Origin of the sequence: Longimicrobium sp., assembly GCF_048594345.1 — a bacterium.
GTDB lineage: Bacteria > Gemmatimonadota > Gemmatimonadetes > Longimicrobiales > Longimicrobiaceae > Longimicrobium.
Genome location: NZ_JBMDXM010000109.1, coordinates 149,372 through 164,008 on the forward strand (window position 1 = coordinate 149,372; position 14,637 = coordinate 164,008).

At 69.0% G+C, this 14,637-nt stretch carries 12 protein-coding genes; 10 read left to right on the plus strand and 2 right to left on the minus strand.

What is annotated here, in order from left to right; translation table 11 throughout:
* Positions 1 to 476 precede the first annotated feature (476 nt).
* The 10 genes from ACOJUJ_RS12045 to ACOJUJ_RS12090 all read left to right on the plus strand — a co-directional run bounded on the left by ACOJUJ_RS12045 (position 477) and on the right by ACOJUJ_RS12090 (position 10,471).
* Positions 477 to 863: a DUF6249 domain-containing protein gene (locus tag ACOJUJ_RS12045; RefSeq protein WP_420127124.1), complete on the plus strand. Its 387-nt coding sequence runs from the start codon at positions 477 to 479 to the stop codon at positions 861 to 863.
* Between the two features lie 60 nt (positions 864 to 923).
* Positions 924 to 2,456 (plus strand): serine hydrolase domain-containing protein, encoded by a 1,533-nt coding sequence (locus ACOJUJ_RS12050; protein ID WP_420127125.1) that lies wholly within the window; start codon positions 924 to 926, stop codon positions 2,454 to 2,456.
* Positions 2,457 to 3,072: 616 nt separating this feature from the next.
* The gene (locus tag ACOJUJ_RS12055; protein WP_420127126.1) at positions 3,073 to 3,852 is read left to right on the plus strand and encodes a phosphatase PAP2 family protein; all 780 of its coding nucleotides are present in this window, start codon (positions 3,073 to 3,075) and stop codon (positions 3,850 to 3,852) included.
* Between the two features lie 403 nt (positions 3,853 to 4,255).
* Positions 4,256 to 5,314, plus strand: coding sequence for an ankyrin repeat domain-containing protein (locus ACOJUJ_RS12060; RefSeq protein WP_420127127.1), 1,059 nt, complete (start codon positions 4,256 to 4,258; stop codon positions 5,312 to 5,314).
* A gap of 1,265 nt (positions 5,315 to 6,579) precedes the next feature.
* Positions 6,580 to 7,170 (plus strand): hypothetical protein, encoded by a 591-nt coding sequence (locus ACOJUJ_RS12065; RefSeq protein WP_420127128.1) that lies wholly within the window; start codon positions 6,580 to 6,582, stop codon positions 7,168 to 7,170.
* A gap of 258 nt (positions 7,171 to 7,428) precedes the next feature.
* The gene (locus tag ACOJUJ_RS12070) at positions 7,429 to 7,878 is read left to right on the plus strand and encodes a metal-dependent hydrolase (protein WP_420127129.1); all 450 of its coding nucleotides are present in this window, start codon (positions 7,429 to 7,431) and stop codon (positions 7,876 to 7,878) included.
* Between the two features lie 26 nt (positions 7,879 to 7,904).
* Positions 7,905 to 8,177 carry a DUF3892 domain-containing protein gene (locus ACOJUJ_RS12075; protein WP_420127130.1) on the plus strand — a complete coding sequence of 91 codons (273 nt, stop codon included), beginning with the start codon at positions 7,905 to 7,907 and terminating at the stop codon, positions 8,175 to 8,177.
* 75 nt (positions 8,178 to 8,252) lie between these two features.
* On the plus strand, positions 8,253 to 8,564 hold the full coding sequence (locus ACOJUJ_RS12080) for a hypothetical protein (protein ID WP_420127131.1): 312 nt from the start codon (positions 8,253 to 8,255) through the stop codon (positions 8,562 to 8,564).
* 169 nt (positions 8,565 to 8,733) lie between these two features.
* The gene (locus tag ACOJUJ_RS12085; RefSeq protein ID WP_420127132.1) at positions 8,734 to 9,621 is read left to right on the plus strand and encodes a lysylphosphatidylglycerol synthase domain-containing protein; all 888 of its coding nucleotides are present in this window, start codon (positions 8,734 to 8,736) and stop codon (positions 9,619 to 9,621) included.
* A gap of 13 nt (positions 9,622 to 9,634) precedes the next feature.
* Positions 9,635 to 10,471: a phosphodiester glycosidase family protein gene (locus tag ACOJUJ_RS12090; RefSeq protein ID WP_420127133.1), complete on the plus strand. Its 837-nt coding sequence runs from the start codon at positions 9,635 to 9,637 to the stop codon at positions 10,469 to 10,471.
* 208 nt (positions 10,472 to 10,679) lie between these two features.
* Here the strand turns inward: ACOJUJ_RS12090 and ACOJUJ_RS12095 are convergent, their stop codons facing one another.
* Together ACOJUJ_RS12095 and ACOJUJ_RS12100 are read right to left on the minus strand one after the other, a co-directional pair.
* Entirely contained in the window at positions 10,680 to 12,821 is a 2,142-nt protein-coding gene (locus ACOJUJ_RS12095; RefSeq protein ID WP_420127134.1) for a TonB-dependent receptor, read from the minus strand.
* A gap of 402 nt (positions 12,822 to 13,223) precedes the next feature.
* The gene (locus tag ACOJUJ_RS12100) at positions 13,224 to 14,279 is read right to left on the minus strand and encodes a saccharopine dehydrogenase family protein (RefSeq protein ID WP_420127135.1); all 1,056 of its coding nucleotides are present in this window, start codon (positions 14,277 to 14,279) and stop codon (positions 13,224 to 13,226) included.
* Positions 14,280 to 14,637 lie beyond the last annotated feature (358 nt).

Below are 14,637 nucleotides of genomic sequence, written 5' to 3' on the forward strand. Positions count from 1 at the left end.
AAGCCGCCGCCGGGGGGCGCGCCATCGACCGTGTAGCGTGCCGTCCGCCCGCCAGGAGCGAATGAATTCGCCGCTGGAAAATCGCAAAATCCGCCTGCGCGGATTGTAGCCGCAAGCACGATGTGCCATGGCCGGCCACGAGAAATCGGAAAGTAGATTTCTCAGTCGCGCGCCGGCTGCGTGGGATCGGCAGGGGCGGCGCGGCGCTCCTTCAAAATGACATTCACCGCGATGTAAGCGACCGGGGGATGGATGCGAATCAGCGGCATCATTCCAATCCGTGCAACCGATCGGCGCGAGGGCCTGTCCATCATTCCAGGTGGACAAGGCGCGTGCAACCGATCGGGGGATCGGCCTGTCCATCATTCCAGGGGGACCAGGCGCGTGCAACCGATTCGCGGGTCGGCCTGTCCATCCTGAATGAGGCGCTGATCCGGCGCCCCGCGCAACCCCGACGAATGCCTCTGGAGGCCAGGATGTGGGATGAGCCAGCACTCGTTTTCGTCAGCTTCTTCGCCTTTGTCCTGGGCGTCACCAAGATCCTTTCGGACAACTGGACCCGGCGCAAGCTGATCGAGGCGCGGGTGTCGGACGAGGTCATCCGCACCCTGTTCCGCAAGGAGAACGATCCCGAGCTGTTCGCCGCGCTCAAGTGGGGAATCGTGCTGGCCGCGCTGGGGCTGGGGGTGATCGCGTCGCGGCAGCTGCACGCGAGCTTCGACGAGCCGCTGGCCTGGGGAGTGGTGCTGGTGTTCGGCGGGGCTGGCCTGTTGGCCTACTACGCCATCGCCCGCGCCATCCTCCGGCGCGATGCCGCCGCGGCTCCCCAGCGGCACCGCACGACCTTGGACGAGCACGTCTGATCCGTCCGAATCAAACGAGAACAGGTCCCCACCGGGCGACCTTCAACCTGGAGATAGATGATGATGAACACGATCCTCGCCATCACCGTGGCCGCCGTGCTGGCGGCGGCGTCCGCGCAGGCCCAGCAGCAGCCCGCGCCGTCCGCGCCCGGCGGCCCGCCCGCCCCGGCGCAGATCCCGCCGACGCCGGCCGGGACAGCGGCGCAGGCGTTCATGGACGCGATGAACGCGAACGATTCCGCGGCGGTGCACGCCTTTGTGCAGCGGCACGTGTCGGCGACGCCGATGATGGAGTGGACGCCCGCGCGGTACGAGGCCATGTTCGCGCGGCTGGCGCGCCAGAGCGGCGGCGGCCTTCAGCCCGGGCGGGTGATGGACCAGGGCGATCCCCACTACCTGGGCGTCATCTTTCAGACCCGCTCCGGCGGCCGCGTGGGCGTGGAGTTCGTGGCGGACCCGGCCGATCCCGCGCGGATGAAGCTGATCGAACTGCACCCCATGGCGCCGCGGGGTCCGCGTCCGGAGTTCCCGGAGGGCAAGGCCGACGAGGCCACGGTGGCGGCGGCGGTCGCCCGCCACGTGGGCGCGGCGGCGGAGGCGGACCGGTTCAGCGGGGTGGTGCTGCTGGCGCGGGGCGGGCGCATCGTCCACCACCAGGCGTACGGGATGGCCGATCGCGAGGCGGGGCGCGCGAACACGCTGGACACCCGCATCGGCACGGGCTCGGTGCCCAAGATGATCACGGGGGTGGCGGTGGCCCAGCTGGTGGAGCAGGGGCGGCTGAAGTTCACCGACACGCTGGGCGCGGTGCTTCCCGACTATCCCAACGAGGATGCGCGGCGCCACGTGACCATCCACCACCTGCTCACGCACACGTCCGGCGTCCGCGACCCGTTTGCGGCGCCCGGCTACGTGCGGGGCACCCGGTACGCCACCCCGCGGGAGTGGATGGCGCTGTTTGCCGATCAGCCGCTGGAGATTCGCCCCGGCGAGCGGATGCAGTACAGCAACGGTGGCTACGCGGTGCTGGCGGCGGTGGTGGAGCGGGTGAGCGGCCAGCCGTTCGGCGAGTACGTGCGGGACCACGTGTTTCGCCCGGCGGGGATGGCGGCGGCGCAGATGGACGCGTACCGCCGGCTGCCGTGGGCCCGCGGCTACTCGCGGCCGCCGGAGCTGGACCCCATGGGGATGGAGCCGCGCCGCGGCAACGAGTGGATGGTGGGGCAGGGCGGCCCGTCGACGGAGCTGAGCGGGTTTGGGGGCATGGGCCTGACGGCGGAGGACCTGTTCCGCTTTACCCGGGCGCTTCGCGAGCATCGGCTGCTGAGCCCGGAGATGACGGAGACGGTGCTGACCGGCAAGGTGCCGGTGGGCTCCGACCCGGCGGTGCAGTACGCGTACGGGTTCTACGTGGCGGCGTTCCCCGGCGTGCATGCGGAGATCGGGCACAGTGGCGGCGGCAGCTCGTCCGGCATTGGCGCGGACGTGGAGATGGTGGGCGACTGGACGCTGGTAGTGCTGGGCAACTACGACCTGGAGCAGGACATTCGCCCCATGGCCGGCCCGGTGCTCGGATTCCTGGCTCGACAGTAAATCGCCGGCTTCGTAACGGAATGGGCCTCACACGGAGTCAACGGAGTTTTACGTGGCGTTTTCCGCCGAGCTCATCGCGTGCGACAACCGAATGGGTCTCACGCAGAGTCACCAGAGTTAGCAGAGTTTTACGTGGCGGTTCCTCCGGTCTCTCCGTGCGGGATTCCCAGGTGTCGGGTGCGGATGAGGTGGTGGGCGAGGTGCGATCTTTTGTGAAGGTTTCGGGAACGGGAAGTGGATGGAATGCGGCAGGGGGCCATCCGCGTTTTTTGGAGGAACACCCTTCCCGCCATCTGCGCGCGGGAGATCCGGGCAGCGAGGGATGAGGATCGGGGGATGATGCCCGAAGCGCATCGGAGCAGGTCGATCGCACCACCTGATGCGCGATCTTTAGAACCTTCCGCCACCTCTGGCCTCCCCCGCACGGCAGGATCGTGCGGGGGGGGCTGCCGCGTTCTCGCCACGGCGGGTCGCCGACCTCGTCGGCATCTCCCGAACCGCGGGCGCGTTGCAGCGGAGCAGGCGGCGAGCGGCGGGTACGCGGCGCGGGCAACGTTCGTGCAGGTGCGTCCGGGGTCGTTACATCCTCTTCACCCGAACGTTACGGCAGCCGGACTTGTCCAGGATCGCGGAGCCGTCCGTGCACGACGGACGCAGGAAAGCAATCGGCGCGGGGCGTGGGCTGGCCAAGGCGATGGTCCGCTTTGTCCGCGCCCGCTGGAAGGCCCTTCTCCTGCTGTTCTTCGGATTGGGCGTTCCGCTCGTCACCTTTGGCGTGCTGGCGCAGGACGTGTGGAGGCGCGGCGGCCTCGGCTGGGACGAGCCGATCCTGCGCTACGTGCACCTGCACGCCACCCCCGGCCGCGACGCGGCGATGACGCTCATCAGCGACATCGGGCACCTGAGCGGGGTGGTGCCGGCCTCCGTGCTGATCATCATCGGGCTGCTGGTCGCCCGCCGCCGCGGCAACGCGCTCTTCTTCGCGGTGGCGATCGTGGGGGCAGGAACGCTGAACCAGGCGGCCAAGCTGACCTTTCGCCGCACCCGGCCGGACCTGTGGGTGTCTCCGTCGCCGGAGCACACCTACAGCTTTCCCAGCGGGCACTCCATGGGTTCCATGGCGTTCGTCGCCGCGCTGGCGGTGCTGGCGTGGCCCACCCGGTGGCGCTGGTGGGCCATCATCCTGGGTGGCGCCTTTACCTTCCTGGTCGGCTTCTCGCGCGTGTACCTGGGCGTGCACTTTCCCTCGGACGTGGTCGCGGGATGGTGCGCGTCGCTGGCCTGGGTGCTGGGGGTGAGCCAGCTGGCGTACGGGCGCCTGGTCAAGCCGCGCCCGCGCGCCACCCCCGCCGCCGCCGGGCCGGACCCGCCCCCGGAGCCCTCGCCCGGGACCTGATTCCCGCGCCGGATCGGACGAGCAAGCGAAAACCGGGTGATCACCTTGCCTTGGAGGTGGTCACCCGGTTTTTCATGCGCTCGTGCCGCGTCAGCAGACCGTGGGCCGGTGCAGCCGTTCTCGCGGGATGACCGGCGGAAGGCAGCCGCGCGGCCACGTCTTGCATTGCAGCGGCGCATGCCGCGCGGTAGGCTTGTGCCCTTCAGCGGTACTTCACGGGAACCGTGCCACCAGACGACGCCCCATGCTGGGAAAATGGTTCAATCGCGGAAGGGAGCGCGGCGGGAAAGCGGAACCGTCGGCGAACGAGGAAACGGAGCCGGCGCCCGACGTCCCGCGGGTTCGTGCGCCGGAGAGCGGCGGTGAGGCGGAAGCCGGGTCCGAGGCTCCACCGGTGCGGTGGATGAGTGCGGCGGAGAACCCGTGGGGCGTGCCGCTGCTGGACGTTCGGCCGATCGCGCTGGGGATGCTGTCGACCACCAAGGATGCGCAGTGCGCCCGGAACGCCGCCTCGTTCGGGCGCGAGGACGGCACCTGCTTTATCAGCATCGAGCCGCCTGTGGCGCGGCGGGTGGCGGCGGGGCTGCGGTATCGCGTGGAGGGGACGCCGGCGGACGGCGTACTCTTCAACCCGGATGCGATGGAGCAGAAGTGGGCCATCTACCTTCATCGCGGGCAAATCCTCTTCATCCGCAGCTGGCACCGCGCGGTCCAGGCCGTCGCGGACGTCCGCATCACCGGCGGCGAGCTGGAGGTCACCACCGTCCGCGGTGCGTTCCTGGACGAGGACGAGGCGCCGGAGCTGACGGTCCGCGTGCTGGACTTTCTCATCCGCAGCCACGCGATGGAGCTGATCTACCCGGCGCCGCTGATCCCCGGGATCGAGCAGGATCCACGGGAGGCGGCGCTCTGGTGCTTTTCCGCCTTTGGCGACCGCGCCCACTTCGCCACGCCGCACGCGCTGCCGCTGGACCCGCCAGAGCCGCCGCTGCGCACGCATTCGCTGCTGCACATCGCGGTGGCGCACGGCGAGGTGGAGCCGGTGCGGGCGCTGCTGGACGCGGGCACGCCACCGGACGTGCTGGCGCGCGACGGCCTGGCGCCGCTGCACTGGGCGCTGGTGCACGGGGACGATACCCGCATCGCCCGCCTGCTGCTGGAGCGCGGTTCGCCGGTGGACGTGCGCTCGCACGAAGGCGCGACGCCGCTGATGAACGCGGCGCAGGGCCGCAACGCCGCCATGACGGCCTTTTTGCTGGACCGGGGCGCGGACCCGGACGCGGCGGACGGGCGCGGCTTTACGTCGCTGCACCGCGCGGCGGAGATGGGCGAGACGGAGATCGTCCGGCTGCTGCTGGACCACGGGGCCTCGCCCGCTCCGGAGGCGCTGGGCCACACGCCGCGCTCGCTCGCCGCGTCGCGGGGGCACGCCGCGATCGTCGAACTGCTGGATCGGCGGTAGCCTTCCGCGGCGTCGCGAAACACGAAGGGCGGATCCCTTGCCGGATCCGCCCTTCGGCGTCGGGGCGTGCGAAAGTGGTTGACCCGGAGCGGGGGGCGAGGCAATCGTGATGGCAAGCTTCACGGTACGACGTGCCGCGTCCCTGTGCCCCGGTCGCCGATGAGCCTTCCGATCGCCTGCGCCCTGTGCGCCGCGCTGCTGGCGTTGGACCGGGCGGCTTCCGGCGGGCGCCGAATGACTTACGAATGACCCTAGCCGAAGAAGCCCTTGTTAGCCCCGAAGCGCTCCGAATCGCGCTTCAGCCGGCACTACGCAGAAGCACTGCCGTCTGGCTTCGACTCCGCGGGCTGGGCCTCGATGATTCCAGAGCGCACAGCGGCCTTTCGACTCTGCTTGTCCGCAGCGGGTTTGGAGATGAAGCGGCCCCAGTGCCGGAAACGCTGGTTCTTGATTGGAGCACTGCAGATTCGTGCACCGCTGAGGGCATCGCCTTCTTTTCCGTCGTAGGACGGCATTTTTCGCATAGAGGATGCAGTGTTCTCGCCTGTGGAACGCAGAGTTCCGCAACCGAGAGAGCACTTGCCGAGTCTGGCGTGCACCGGGGAAGTGCCTGTACCGCGTGGATACCAGTGTCGTCAGCTGGCCAGATCAATTGTCAGAACCTGGCGCCAGCTGCCATCTTTGGCCCGCATCGTAACTCTTCGATCGACGCCTTCCTCAATGCTCTTTCCTCACGTTCCCGTGAGTGCGGCTTAACCAAACGAATGGCATCAGCCGTGATGGGTGCAACGAACGAGTGCCTTCAAAACGTGCTTTCACACGGAGGAGCTTCGAACGCCGCAGCAGTGGCGCTGATGTTCACAAGACGCCGTCCTCCAGTGCTTCAGATCGGAATCGCGGACGACGGGATGGGAATACCGACGTCGCTGCTAACTCAAGTGCGGCATGCCCGGCTGGCCGAGTACTCTGATGCGCTCGCCACTCGTGCCGCGCTTCGGGACCCGCTTTCCGGCCGTTCAGAGGAGATGGTCGGCGCATTCACCGGTGGGGGCATGGCGCGTATGGTCAAGCGCTTGGTGACCGACGCGGGAGCGACGGTCACGTTCCGGTCGGGTGCTGCCCTGGTTCGAATAAATCCAAGCTCCGGCGATGATCCAGTAGTGTCCCGCCTTACATACGGACACGGTACGCAAACACGGATCGAGATCCCGATTAGGTAATCCCCCAACTGAGGAAACTTGACGTGACCGAAGATAAGCCGTACATTGAATGACATGAACGCGTATACAAGATCTTCAGATACCCGGACGGCACTGTTCCGAGTCGCCGACCATGTCCGAGACCACTCTGTCTTCACGGCAGATGAGGCCGCAGATGCAGAGAACGCGTTGCTGCACGAACTGGATCAACTCCCGGTAGGCGGTCTGTTGGAGATTGATTTCACGGATGTGCGGGTCGCGTCGGAGGCTGCCCGCCGACTTCTGCGCCGCGCGCTCTTAAGGGTGAGTACTGGAGAGTTGAAAGATCGGTACATCGTTCTCCGTGATCTGGGAGACAGCCTCTATAACGTCGAAATCATGTTGGAAGGAGAAAGGCTCGTTGCGATAGAGCGGTCCGAAGAGGACGGACCTACGCTGCGGGGCGATGTGGACCCAGCCGTCGAAGCAACTTACTCTCATCTCCTCTCAGTATCCGAAGCAACGGCCAGTTCCGTTCAGAGCCACTTCTCCCTGGCGAACATCTCGACTGCGACGAACCGTCTGACGAATCTCTCCAAGTTGGGACTGGTCCGCCGGATTGACCATCGTCCAGTGTTGGGTGGCGGCCGGGAATACGTCTATGCTGCAGTTCGGTAAATTACAATGCTATAATGTATTAAGGTAGAGATACCTCAACGTTTTCATTTTGTTGAATGAATAAGGTTGACAAGAAGGCGGCGTGCACGTAAGTTAGTGCACGTCGGGTTTTGCTGTGCGTACCAGCGCCGATTCATGCGGTCGCAACGCTGGCCATTTCTGGTCCCTTGCATCCCGATGACCAGTCACGCCCTCGTTTTCATGTTGTGAAGTGAAGATGAATGGGCCTTCGGGAATCCACTGGACTAGGAGAACAAGATGCCAGGCAGAGCAACACACGTGAAGGTTGGTACGGCAGCCGGGGTGGGAATGGGACTGTTCCACGCCCGCGACGAAACGGGGTTTGCGTGGTTGAGCGAAGTCGCGGGAGCGGCTTGGGGAGGAAAGGTGGGTGGGCTGGCACCGGACGTTCTTGAGCCGGCGCGCTCTCCCTGCCACCGCAGCAGCGCGCACAGCGTTCTCGCGCTGCTGGGAGTCTCGCTCGCGTCACTAGAGGCAGCGCGCCGGTATTGCCGTACCCAGGCCGATGCATGCGCGGTGCGTCGTGCCGATCAGACACTCAGTACCGTTCAGCAAGCGGTGGCGCTGCTGCTGGAGTTCCTGTGGCGGTTTCTCGCCGGCGCCCTGGGGGGCATGCAGGCAGGGTACGTGTCCCACCTGGTGCTCGATGCGGCAACCCCGATGAGCTTGCCGCTGATTTGCCGATAGAACCTTTTAGCTATGGAGAGACAAAGATGGCTGACGTAAGAATCACATGCATCCGTAAGCAGAACCCGCAAAGCGCGCATGAGCACATCACGCATGTGGGGAGCAACGGTTCTATATGGACACGAGAGCAGGTGATCGCCTGGATCGAAGGACGCGAGCACACGTTCTACACCCAGGACTACGCGGGCAGGCGGGCAGACGTGGGAGTTGTGCGCGAAGCGGGACGCGCGCCGTACCTCCGGACGTATGCGGACCGACAGTGGAACAACAACCTGCTTTCGCTGCCTCAGTGCCCGTGACCGGAGAGCGATTTGCCGCGCTGGGGAGTTGCTGCCCCAGCGCGGGTCTTACCCGCACACCCGCAGGGGACGCCGATGGTAACGATTCAGGTAGGGCCGGATAGCCGCAAGCTCGAAGAGGTGACTGAGAGCTGGATCAATGAGCAGATCCAGCGTCGGAGACAGGACGGGAGGCCGACCTGTGTACAGGTTTCCATTCAGCGTGGCAGTCTGTTCATGCGCCTCTCTACCCCGGAGTGCGCATCCGGGGGAGGAGGTGGTGGCCGGCCACCCGACGAGCAGGAGCGTGAGATCTTTGGCCTGTGGGAACAGATGCGGCTGAATACTTCGGAGTTCACAGGTGGCAACGTGGTGGCGTTCCTGAAAAGGCTCCGCCATCTTCTGTGACCCGAAATTCATCGGGACGATGCGGCGAATGGTGGAGGTGCGGGGCGGCGCGGGCGCGCTTGCCCCGCACTTTTGTCTTGTCCACCGCCACGCCCTCGCGCAGGTTATGTCGGGGTCCTTCCCGACTGCAGAAGGGCCATGAGCGTAAGCCCGCCGTGGGAGTGTGAGCATGAGCCTTCCGATCGCCTGCGCGCTGTGCGCCGCGCTGCTGGCGGCCGACCTGCTTGCCCGGTCGCTGCGCCTGCACTGGTTTCTGCGCGGCGCGGGCTACCGGCTGCCGGTGCGGTCGCTCTGCGCGTCCATCCTGTTTGGCGACGCGGCGGCGGCGGTCACGCCCATGCGGCTGGGCGGAGAGCCGGCGCGCTGGCTGGGGCTGCTCTCCGGCGGCGTGCCGGCACGGGTGTCGGCGGCCGTGCTGGCGCTGGAGATGGTGAGCTACCTGACGGTGGTGGCGGTCTCCGGCGCGGCCGCGGCGTGGCTGCTGGGCGCCGGCTGGTGGGCCGACGAGGGTCCGCGGCTGGGCGCCCGCGCGGGCGAGGGGCTGCCGTGGCTGCTCGCCGTCATCGCGGCGAGCGTGGGCGTGTGGATCTGGGTTCGCCGCCGCCGCGCGCGCCGTCCGGCCGCCGCCAGGCCCGCGCCGACGATAGCCGCGCTGCGCGGCGCCGTCGGATGGCCGCTGGCGGTGAGCGTGCCGCTGACGCTGGCCAGCATTGGCGCGCGGCTGGCGATGCTGCCGGTTCTGGCGCAGACGCTGCCCGACCCGCCGGCGCCGGGCGTGCTGGTCATGGGCTCGTTCGCGCTCGTCTACGGGCAGCTGTTCTTTCCCACGCCGGGCGGCGCGGGTGCGGTGGAGCTGCTGGCGTCGGCCGGGACGGCGGGGGAGCTGGGCGGAACGGCGGGGCCGGTGTTCCTGGCGTGGCGGGCGATCACCACCGGCGTGCCGGTGATCCTGGGCTTTGCGCTGGCGCTGCGGCGATACGGAGGCGCCGCGGTTCGCAACGTGCTTCGTGGCGAGCGGCCGGCCGAACTTCCGAAGGCCGAAGCCGAGATCGTGTGACCGCCGAGGATGGATGAACCGTTTGGGTGATGTGGGGATCGGGGTTCGATGGCTTCTCTCCATCGTGGTGGTCGCCCTCGGCGGGCTGCCGGCGGACCGCGCCGCGGCACAGACGCCGCGCACCGATGCGCCGGTCACCTGCCGGCAGCAGGCCATCGGGGGCGCGCGATACCGCGTGTGCGAGATTGCGCCCGCGGCGGTGGCGCGGCTGCAGCTGACGGCGCGCTACGCCGGGGGGCGGCCGGTGCGCACCATCGCGCGCGTGGACTCGCTGGTGCGCGCCCGCGGCGAGCGGCTGCTGTTTGCCACCAACGCGGGGCTGTACGAGCGGGCGGATTCGGCGACGGGACTGCTGGTGGCGGATGGACGCACGTATTCGCGCCTGAACCGCGGCGCGGGGCCGGCGAATCCGTGCGCGGTGGCGAACTTCTACTGCCCGCCCAACGGCGTGTTCTTCGTCGCCGGCGGGCGCGCGGGGGTGCTGTCGACGGCGGATTTCGCGGCGCGCCGTGCCCCGGCCGGTGCGCCGACGATCGCGTCGCAGTCGGGGCCCATGCTGGTGCGAAACGGCGCGCTGGCCCGCGCGTTCCCGGCGAACAGCCAGAGCCGCAAGGTGCGCAACGGCGTCGGCGTGCGCGGGGATGGCACGGTGGTCTTTGCCATCGCGGACGATCCCGTCACCTTTCACCACTTCGCCACGGCGTTCCGCGACGCATTCGCATATCGGGACGCGCTGTTCCTGGATGGAGCCATCTCCCAATTCTACGCCGGGCCCGGCACCCGCCTTCCCCCACCGTCGCGCGAGTTCGCCGCGGTATTCATCGTGACGGAGACCGCGAGGCGGCGGTAGAAGTCGCCGGGCGGAGGGATGCGCTCCCGCAATCGCCCAGCCACCATGCCGAATCCGGAAAGCAACATCGGAAGGTACAGAGGGAAGGAGAACAGCCAGAGGAACAGAGGTGATCCGCATTCCCTCCTCTGATCCTCTGGCTGTTCTCTGTTCCTCTGTACCCTGACCTCTGTTTCCTGTAGTCCGATGGACGATCTCTCCCTCGGAATCAGCGTCCCCATCCCACGGAAAACGTAAGGACGGCGTGGCGGGGGAGACCGGGCTCAAAGGCGACGGGCTGCCCATTCACCACGTCGGGGTTCAGAAAGGCGGAGGCGACGTAGCGCTCGTCCAGCAGATTCTCCAGACGCAGCGAGCCGCGCAGCGTCAGGCCGCGCGGCAGGCGCACGGGGCGCCGCAGCCCCACGCCGGCGCTCCACAGCGCGTAGCCGGGAACGCGCACCGCGTTGGCGTCATCGGCCCAGAATCCGTCCACCCACTGCATCGCCAGCTCCAGCTCCGCCTCGCGGCGAAAGGCCGGCGCCCAGCGCACCGCCGCGGATCCGTGCACATCGGGGACGCCGACCACGCGGTTGCCGCTGAAGTCGGCGGTGGCGCCGGGGCGGCCGTAGTGCACGCTATCCACCGCGTAGCGCGTGTAGCGGTGGTCGCTCCCCGCCAGCGCCAGGTCCATCTCCACCCCCGGCGCCGTCACCACGCGCACCCCCAGCTCCGCGCCGCGGCGGCGGACGGCGCCCGCGCTGAAGTAGAAGCGGCCGCCGCGGTAGGGGACGATCTCGTCGCGCACCTCCGTCCAGTACAGCGCCAGGTCGTAGCTGAACGCGCGGACGATGCCGGCGTCCCGCGCCTCGATGGCCTTGGTGCCCACCTCGTACGTGGTGGAGCGGATGGGGCGCAGCAGCGGGTTGATGCCGTAGATGGTGTCGTCGCCAAAGGTGCCCACGGGGTCCGTCTCGTTCCCCGCGGGCGCCTCCACGCCGCCGCCCACCCCGGCGTACACGCTGCGCGTGGGCGACAGGCGCCAGAGCAGGCCCAGCTTGGGCGACAGGCGGGTGAAGCTGCGCTCGTCGCTCAGGCGCGGGTCCAGCCGGTCCTCCACGTCGTACGCCACCGCGTCCCACCGCGCGCCCAGGATCACCTCCAGCGCGCCCGCGGAAAGCTGCTCCTGCGCATAGACGCCGAAGTTGCTGGAACCCTCGCGCTGGTTCGTCCGCACCTCGTCGCCGCGGCCACCTTCATCGGAGAGCGAGTAGAAAACGCCGGGCCCGCCCTGCCGCGCGTAATCCACGCCGGCGGAAAGGCTCGCCGAAACGTTCCGACTCGCGGCGTGCTCCCAGCGCGCGCCCAGGCTGCCGCCGGCGTGGTGGCGGTCGAACTCGCGGTAGGTGCCGCGCTCGCTGCGCACCAGCTGCTTGGGCTGCGCGAACAGCATTCCCTGCACGGTCACCCGCTCGCCCGCGCGGTGCTCCACGTGCACGGAGCCGCGCGCCAGCCGGTTGTGCCGCCGCTCGCGGCGTTCGGCGTAGACGGCGTTCGCCTGGCGCGGGTCCGCCTCCAGCGCGGCCTGCGTCAGGGGGCCGGGGATGCCGAAGCGGTTGTCCGCCGCCACCGCGTGCAGCCGCACGTCCGTCCGCCCGCCGATCGGCGCCACCAGCCCCGCGTTCAGCAGCGAGCGCAGGCCGGCGGAGTTGCGGCGCCATCCGTCCTGCTCCGTCCGCGAAAACATCAGGTATCCGCGCGCCGCACCGATGGGCACCCCGCCGCGCGCCACGTGCCGCATCAGGCCGAATCCGCCCGCCTGCTGCTCCGCCTGCACGAACGGCAAATCGAAGGCGGGGAGGGTCGAGAAGCTGACGACGCCGCCCGCCGCGTTCCCCCACAGCGCCGACGCGTTGGATCGCACCACCTCCAGCTCCTCCACCGCGCCCAGGTCGATGAGGTCCAGCGCCGTGCGCCCGTCCGGCTCCGTCTCGGGTACGCCGTCCTGCAGGATGCGGATGCCGCGCGTGGTTCCCGCGTTGGAACGGTCCCCCGCGCCGCGCGCCCCAAAGCCGCGGATAACGATGCGCAGGTCGCCGCCGCCCGTGCGCGACTGCGCCAGCACGCCGGGAACCGAGCGCAGCGCCTGGTCCACGCGGTTGCCCTGCGCGTGCAGCTCCTCCCGCCCCACCACGGTCACGGCGAGCGGCACGTCCAGGATGCGGGCCGGCGCGCGCGTGGCCGTCACCGTCACGTCCGGCAACCGCACGACGGTGTCGAGATGAGTGGTGTCCCGCACCGCCGGCTGCTGCGCGTGCAGCGGCGCGGCGGCGATAAGGAGCAGGGGGACGATTCGGACGATCGGGTGCATCACGGTAGATCTACGGGTGGTTCTTGTTGGATGCGGATTCGGTAACACGCCGTCCCGCCTGCGGGAGCAAACGATACCGACCCGGGACCCGGTCACGTGCCGTCCGGCCCGCTGAAGCGAATGAATTCGCCGCTGGAACATCGCAAAGTCCACCTTCGCGGACTCGGCGGCCCGGGCGTGTGCGGCGTCCCACGCACCGGCGCGTCCGCAACCGGGGGATCATCGGATTAGATCCTCAATCGGCAAGCTTGACCGCTGGAACATCACAAAGTCCGCCGTCGCGGCGCCGTCGCGGACCCGGCGGCCAGGGTGTGTGCGGTGTCCCCAGCACCTGCGCGTCCGCGGCCAGGGATTTCGCCCATCCGATCCGCAAACGGCAGGCTCCAGACGGTGTCGACCTGCTCACTCCACGTCCTCGCGCTGCACGCCGTCGAACTGGAGGATCCAGTCGGGGCCGTAGGCGCGGGAGGGGGTCTGAAAGCCGGCGGGCGCTTCGCCGGCCAGCACGCGGCGCACGGCCTCGACGGAGGTGCGGGCGGTGAGCGTGTAGCCTTCGGGCGTGCGCAGGCGGCTGACGGCGGCCCGTCCGTCGGCATCCACCGCCATCCCCCACAGCAGGCTGAGCCCCCTGGCGCGCTGCTCCGGCGTGGGGCCGGCCGGGCCCCTGGCGATGGAGCGCTTCATCATCCGCTGCACGGGCGCGGAGCCCAGCAGCCAGCCCAGGCGGCGGGTGGCGCGCATCATCCGCACCTGCCGGCGTGGCACGCGGGTGTACACCTGGATGTCGGGGATGCCGGTGCTGTGATAGGCGGTGGACACGTCGCCCCACGGGATCGTTGTGACCGTCACGGGCCCGCGCCCAAAATCCACCTCCATCGACCGGTACGCGGCGGGAACGCGCGTGATGCGCCCGCCCCGCCGCACGGCGCCGCCCTCGCCCGCGCTCTCCGCCATGGTCGTCAGCGTGCCGCGGGAGACGCCGCCCGTTCCCATGAACGCCAGCGTCAGCGACGTGGCGGAGGGCAGGCGGCGCTTGAGGTGCGCGGCCAGGCAGTCGGAGGGCACCACGTCAAAGCCGGCGCCGGGAAGGAGCATCACGCCGGCCGCCCTGGCTTTTGCGTCCTGCGCGGCGGCCATCTCAAAGACGCCGATCTCGCCGGTGATGTCCAGATAGTGCGCGCCGGTGCGCAGGCACGCCTCCACCATGGGCCTGGCCGTGCGGCTGAAGGGGCCGGCGGCGTGCAGCACCACGGGCGTCTCGCCAAGCGCGGCGTCCAGCGCGGCCGCGTCGTCCAGGGCAAAGGCGCGGTGCGGCAAGCCAAGCTCCGCCGCCTGCGCCTCCAGCTGTCGCGCATCGCGCCCCGCCAGCAGCGGCGACAGCCCCAGCTCGCGCGCCCGCTCGGCGATCAGGCGGCCCGTGTACCCGTAGGACCCGTAGAGCAGAAAGTCGGCGGCCATGGCTTCCGGACGGTGCGAGGGGGAGGCGGTGCATCGATCCGCACATTCTACGCAACGCGAGCCGCCACGGCACCCCGGCGCGTGTGTTGTCGTTCGCCGGACTCAGTCCAACGGAAGCAAGGATCAGGAGAGGACGAGTTGTCCTGGCGGAGATCGAACTGCGTCGGCCGGGATGCCCCTCCCCCGGCCCCTCCCCGTTCGTTCCTCACGGAGAGGGGAGAAGTCGATCCCGCTTCGACAGGCGGGTGGGGTATTCGAACAAAGCGGCTGCTCGGTTCTATTTCCCCTGTTAGGCGGCACAGGCTTGCCGCCGGTGCTGGAGGTAATGATCCTTCAGCCGCGTTCAGCATCGATGTCA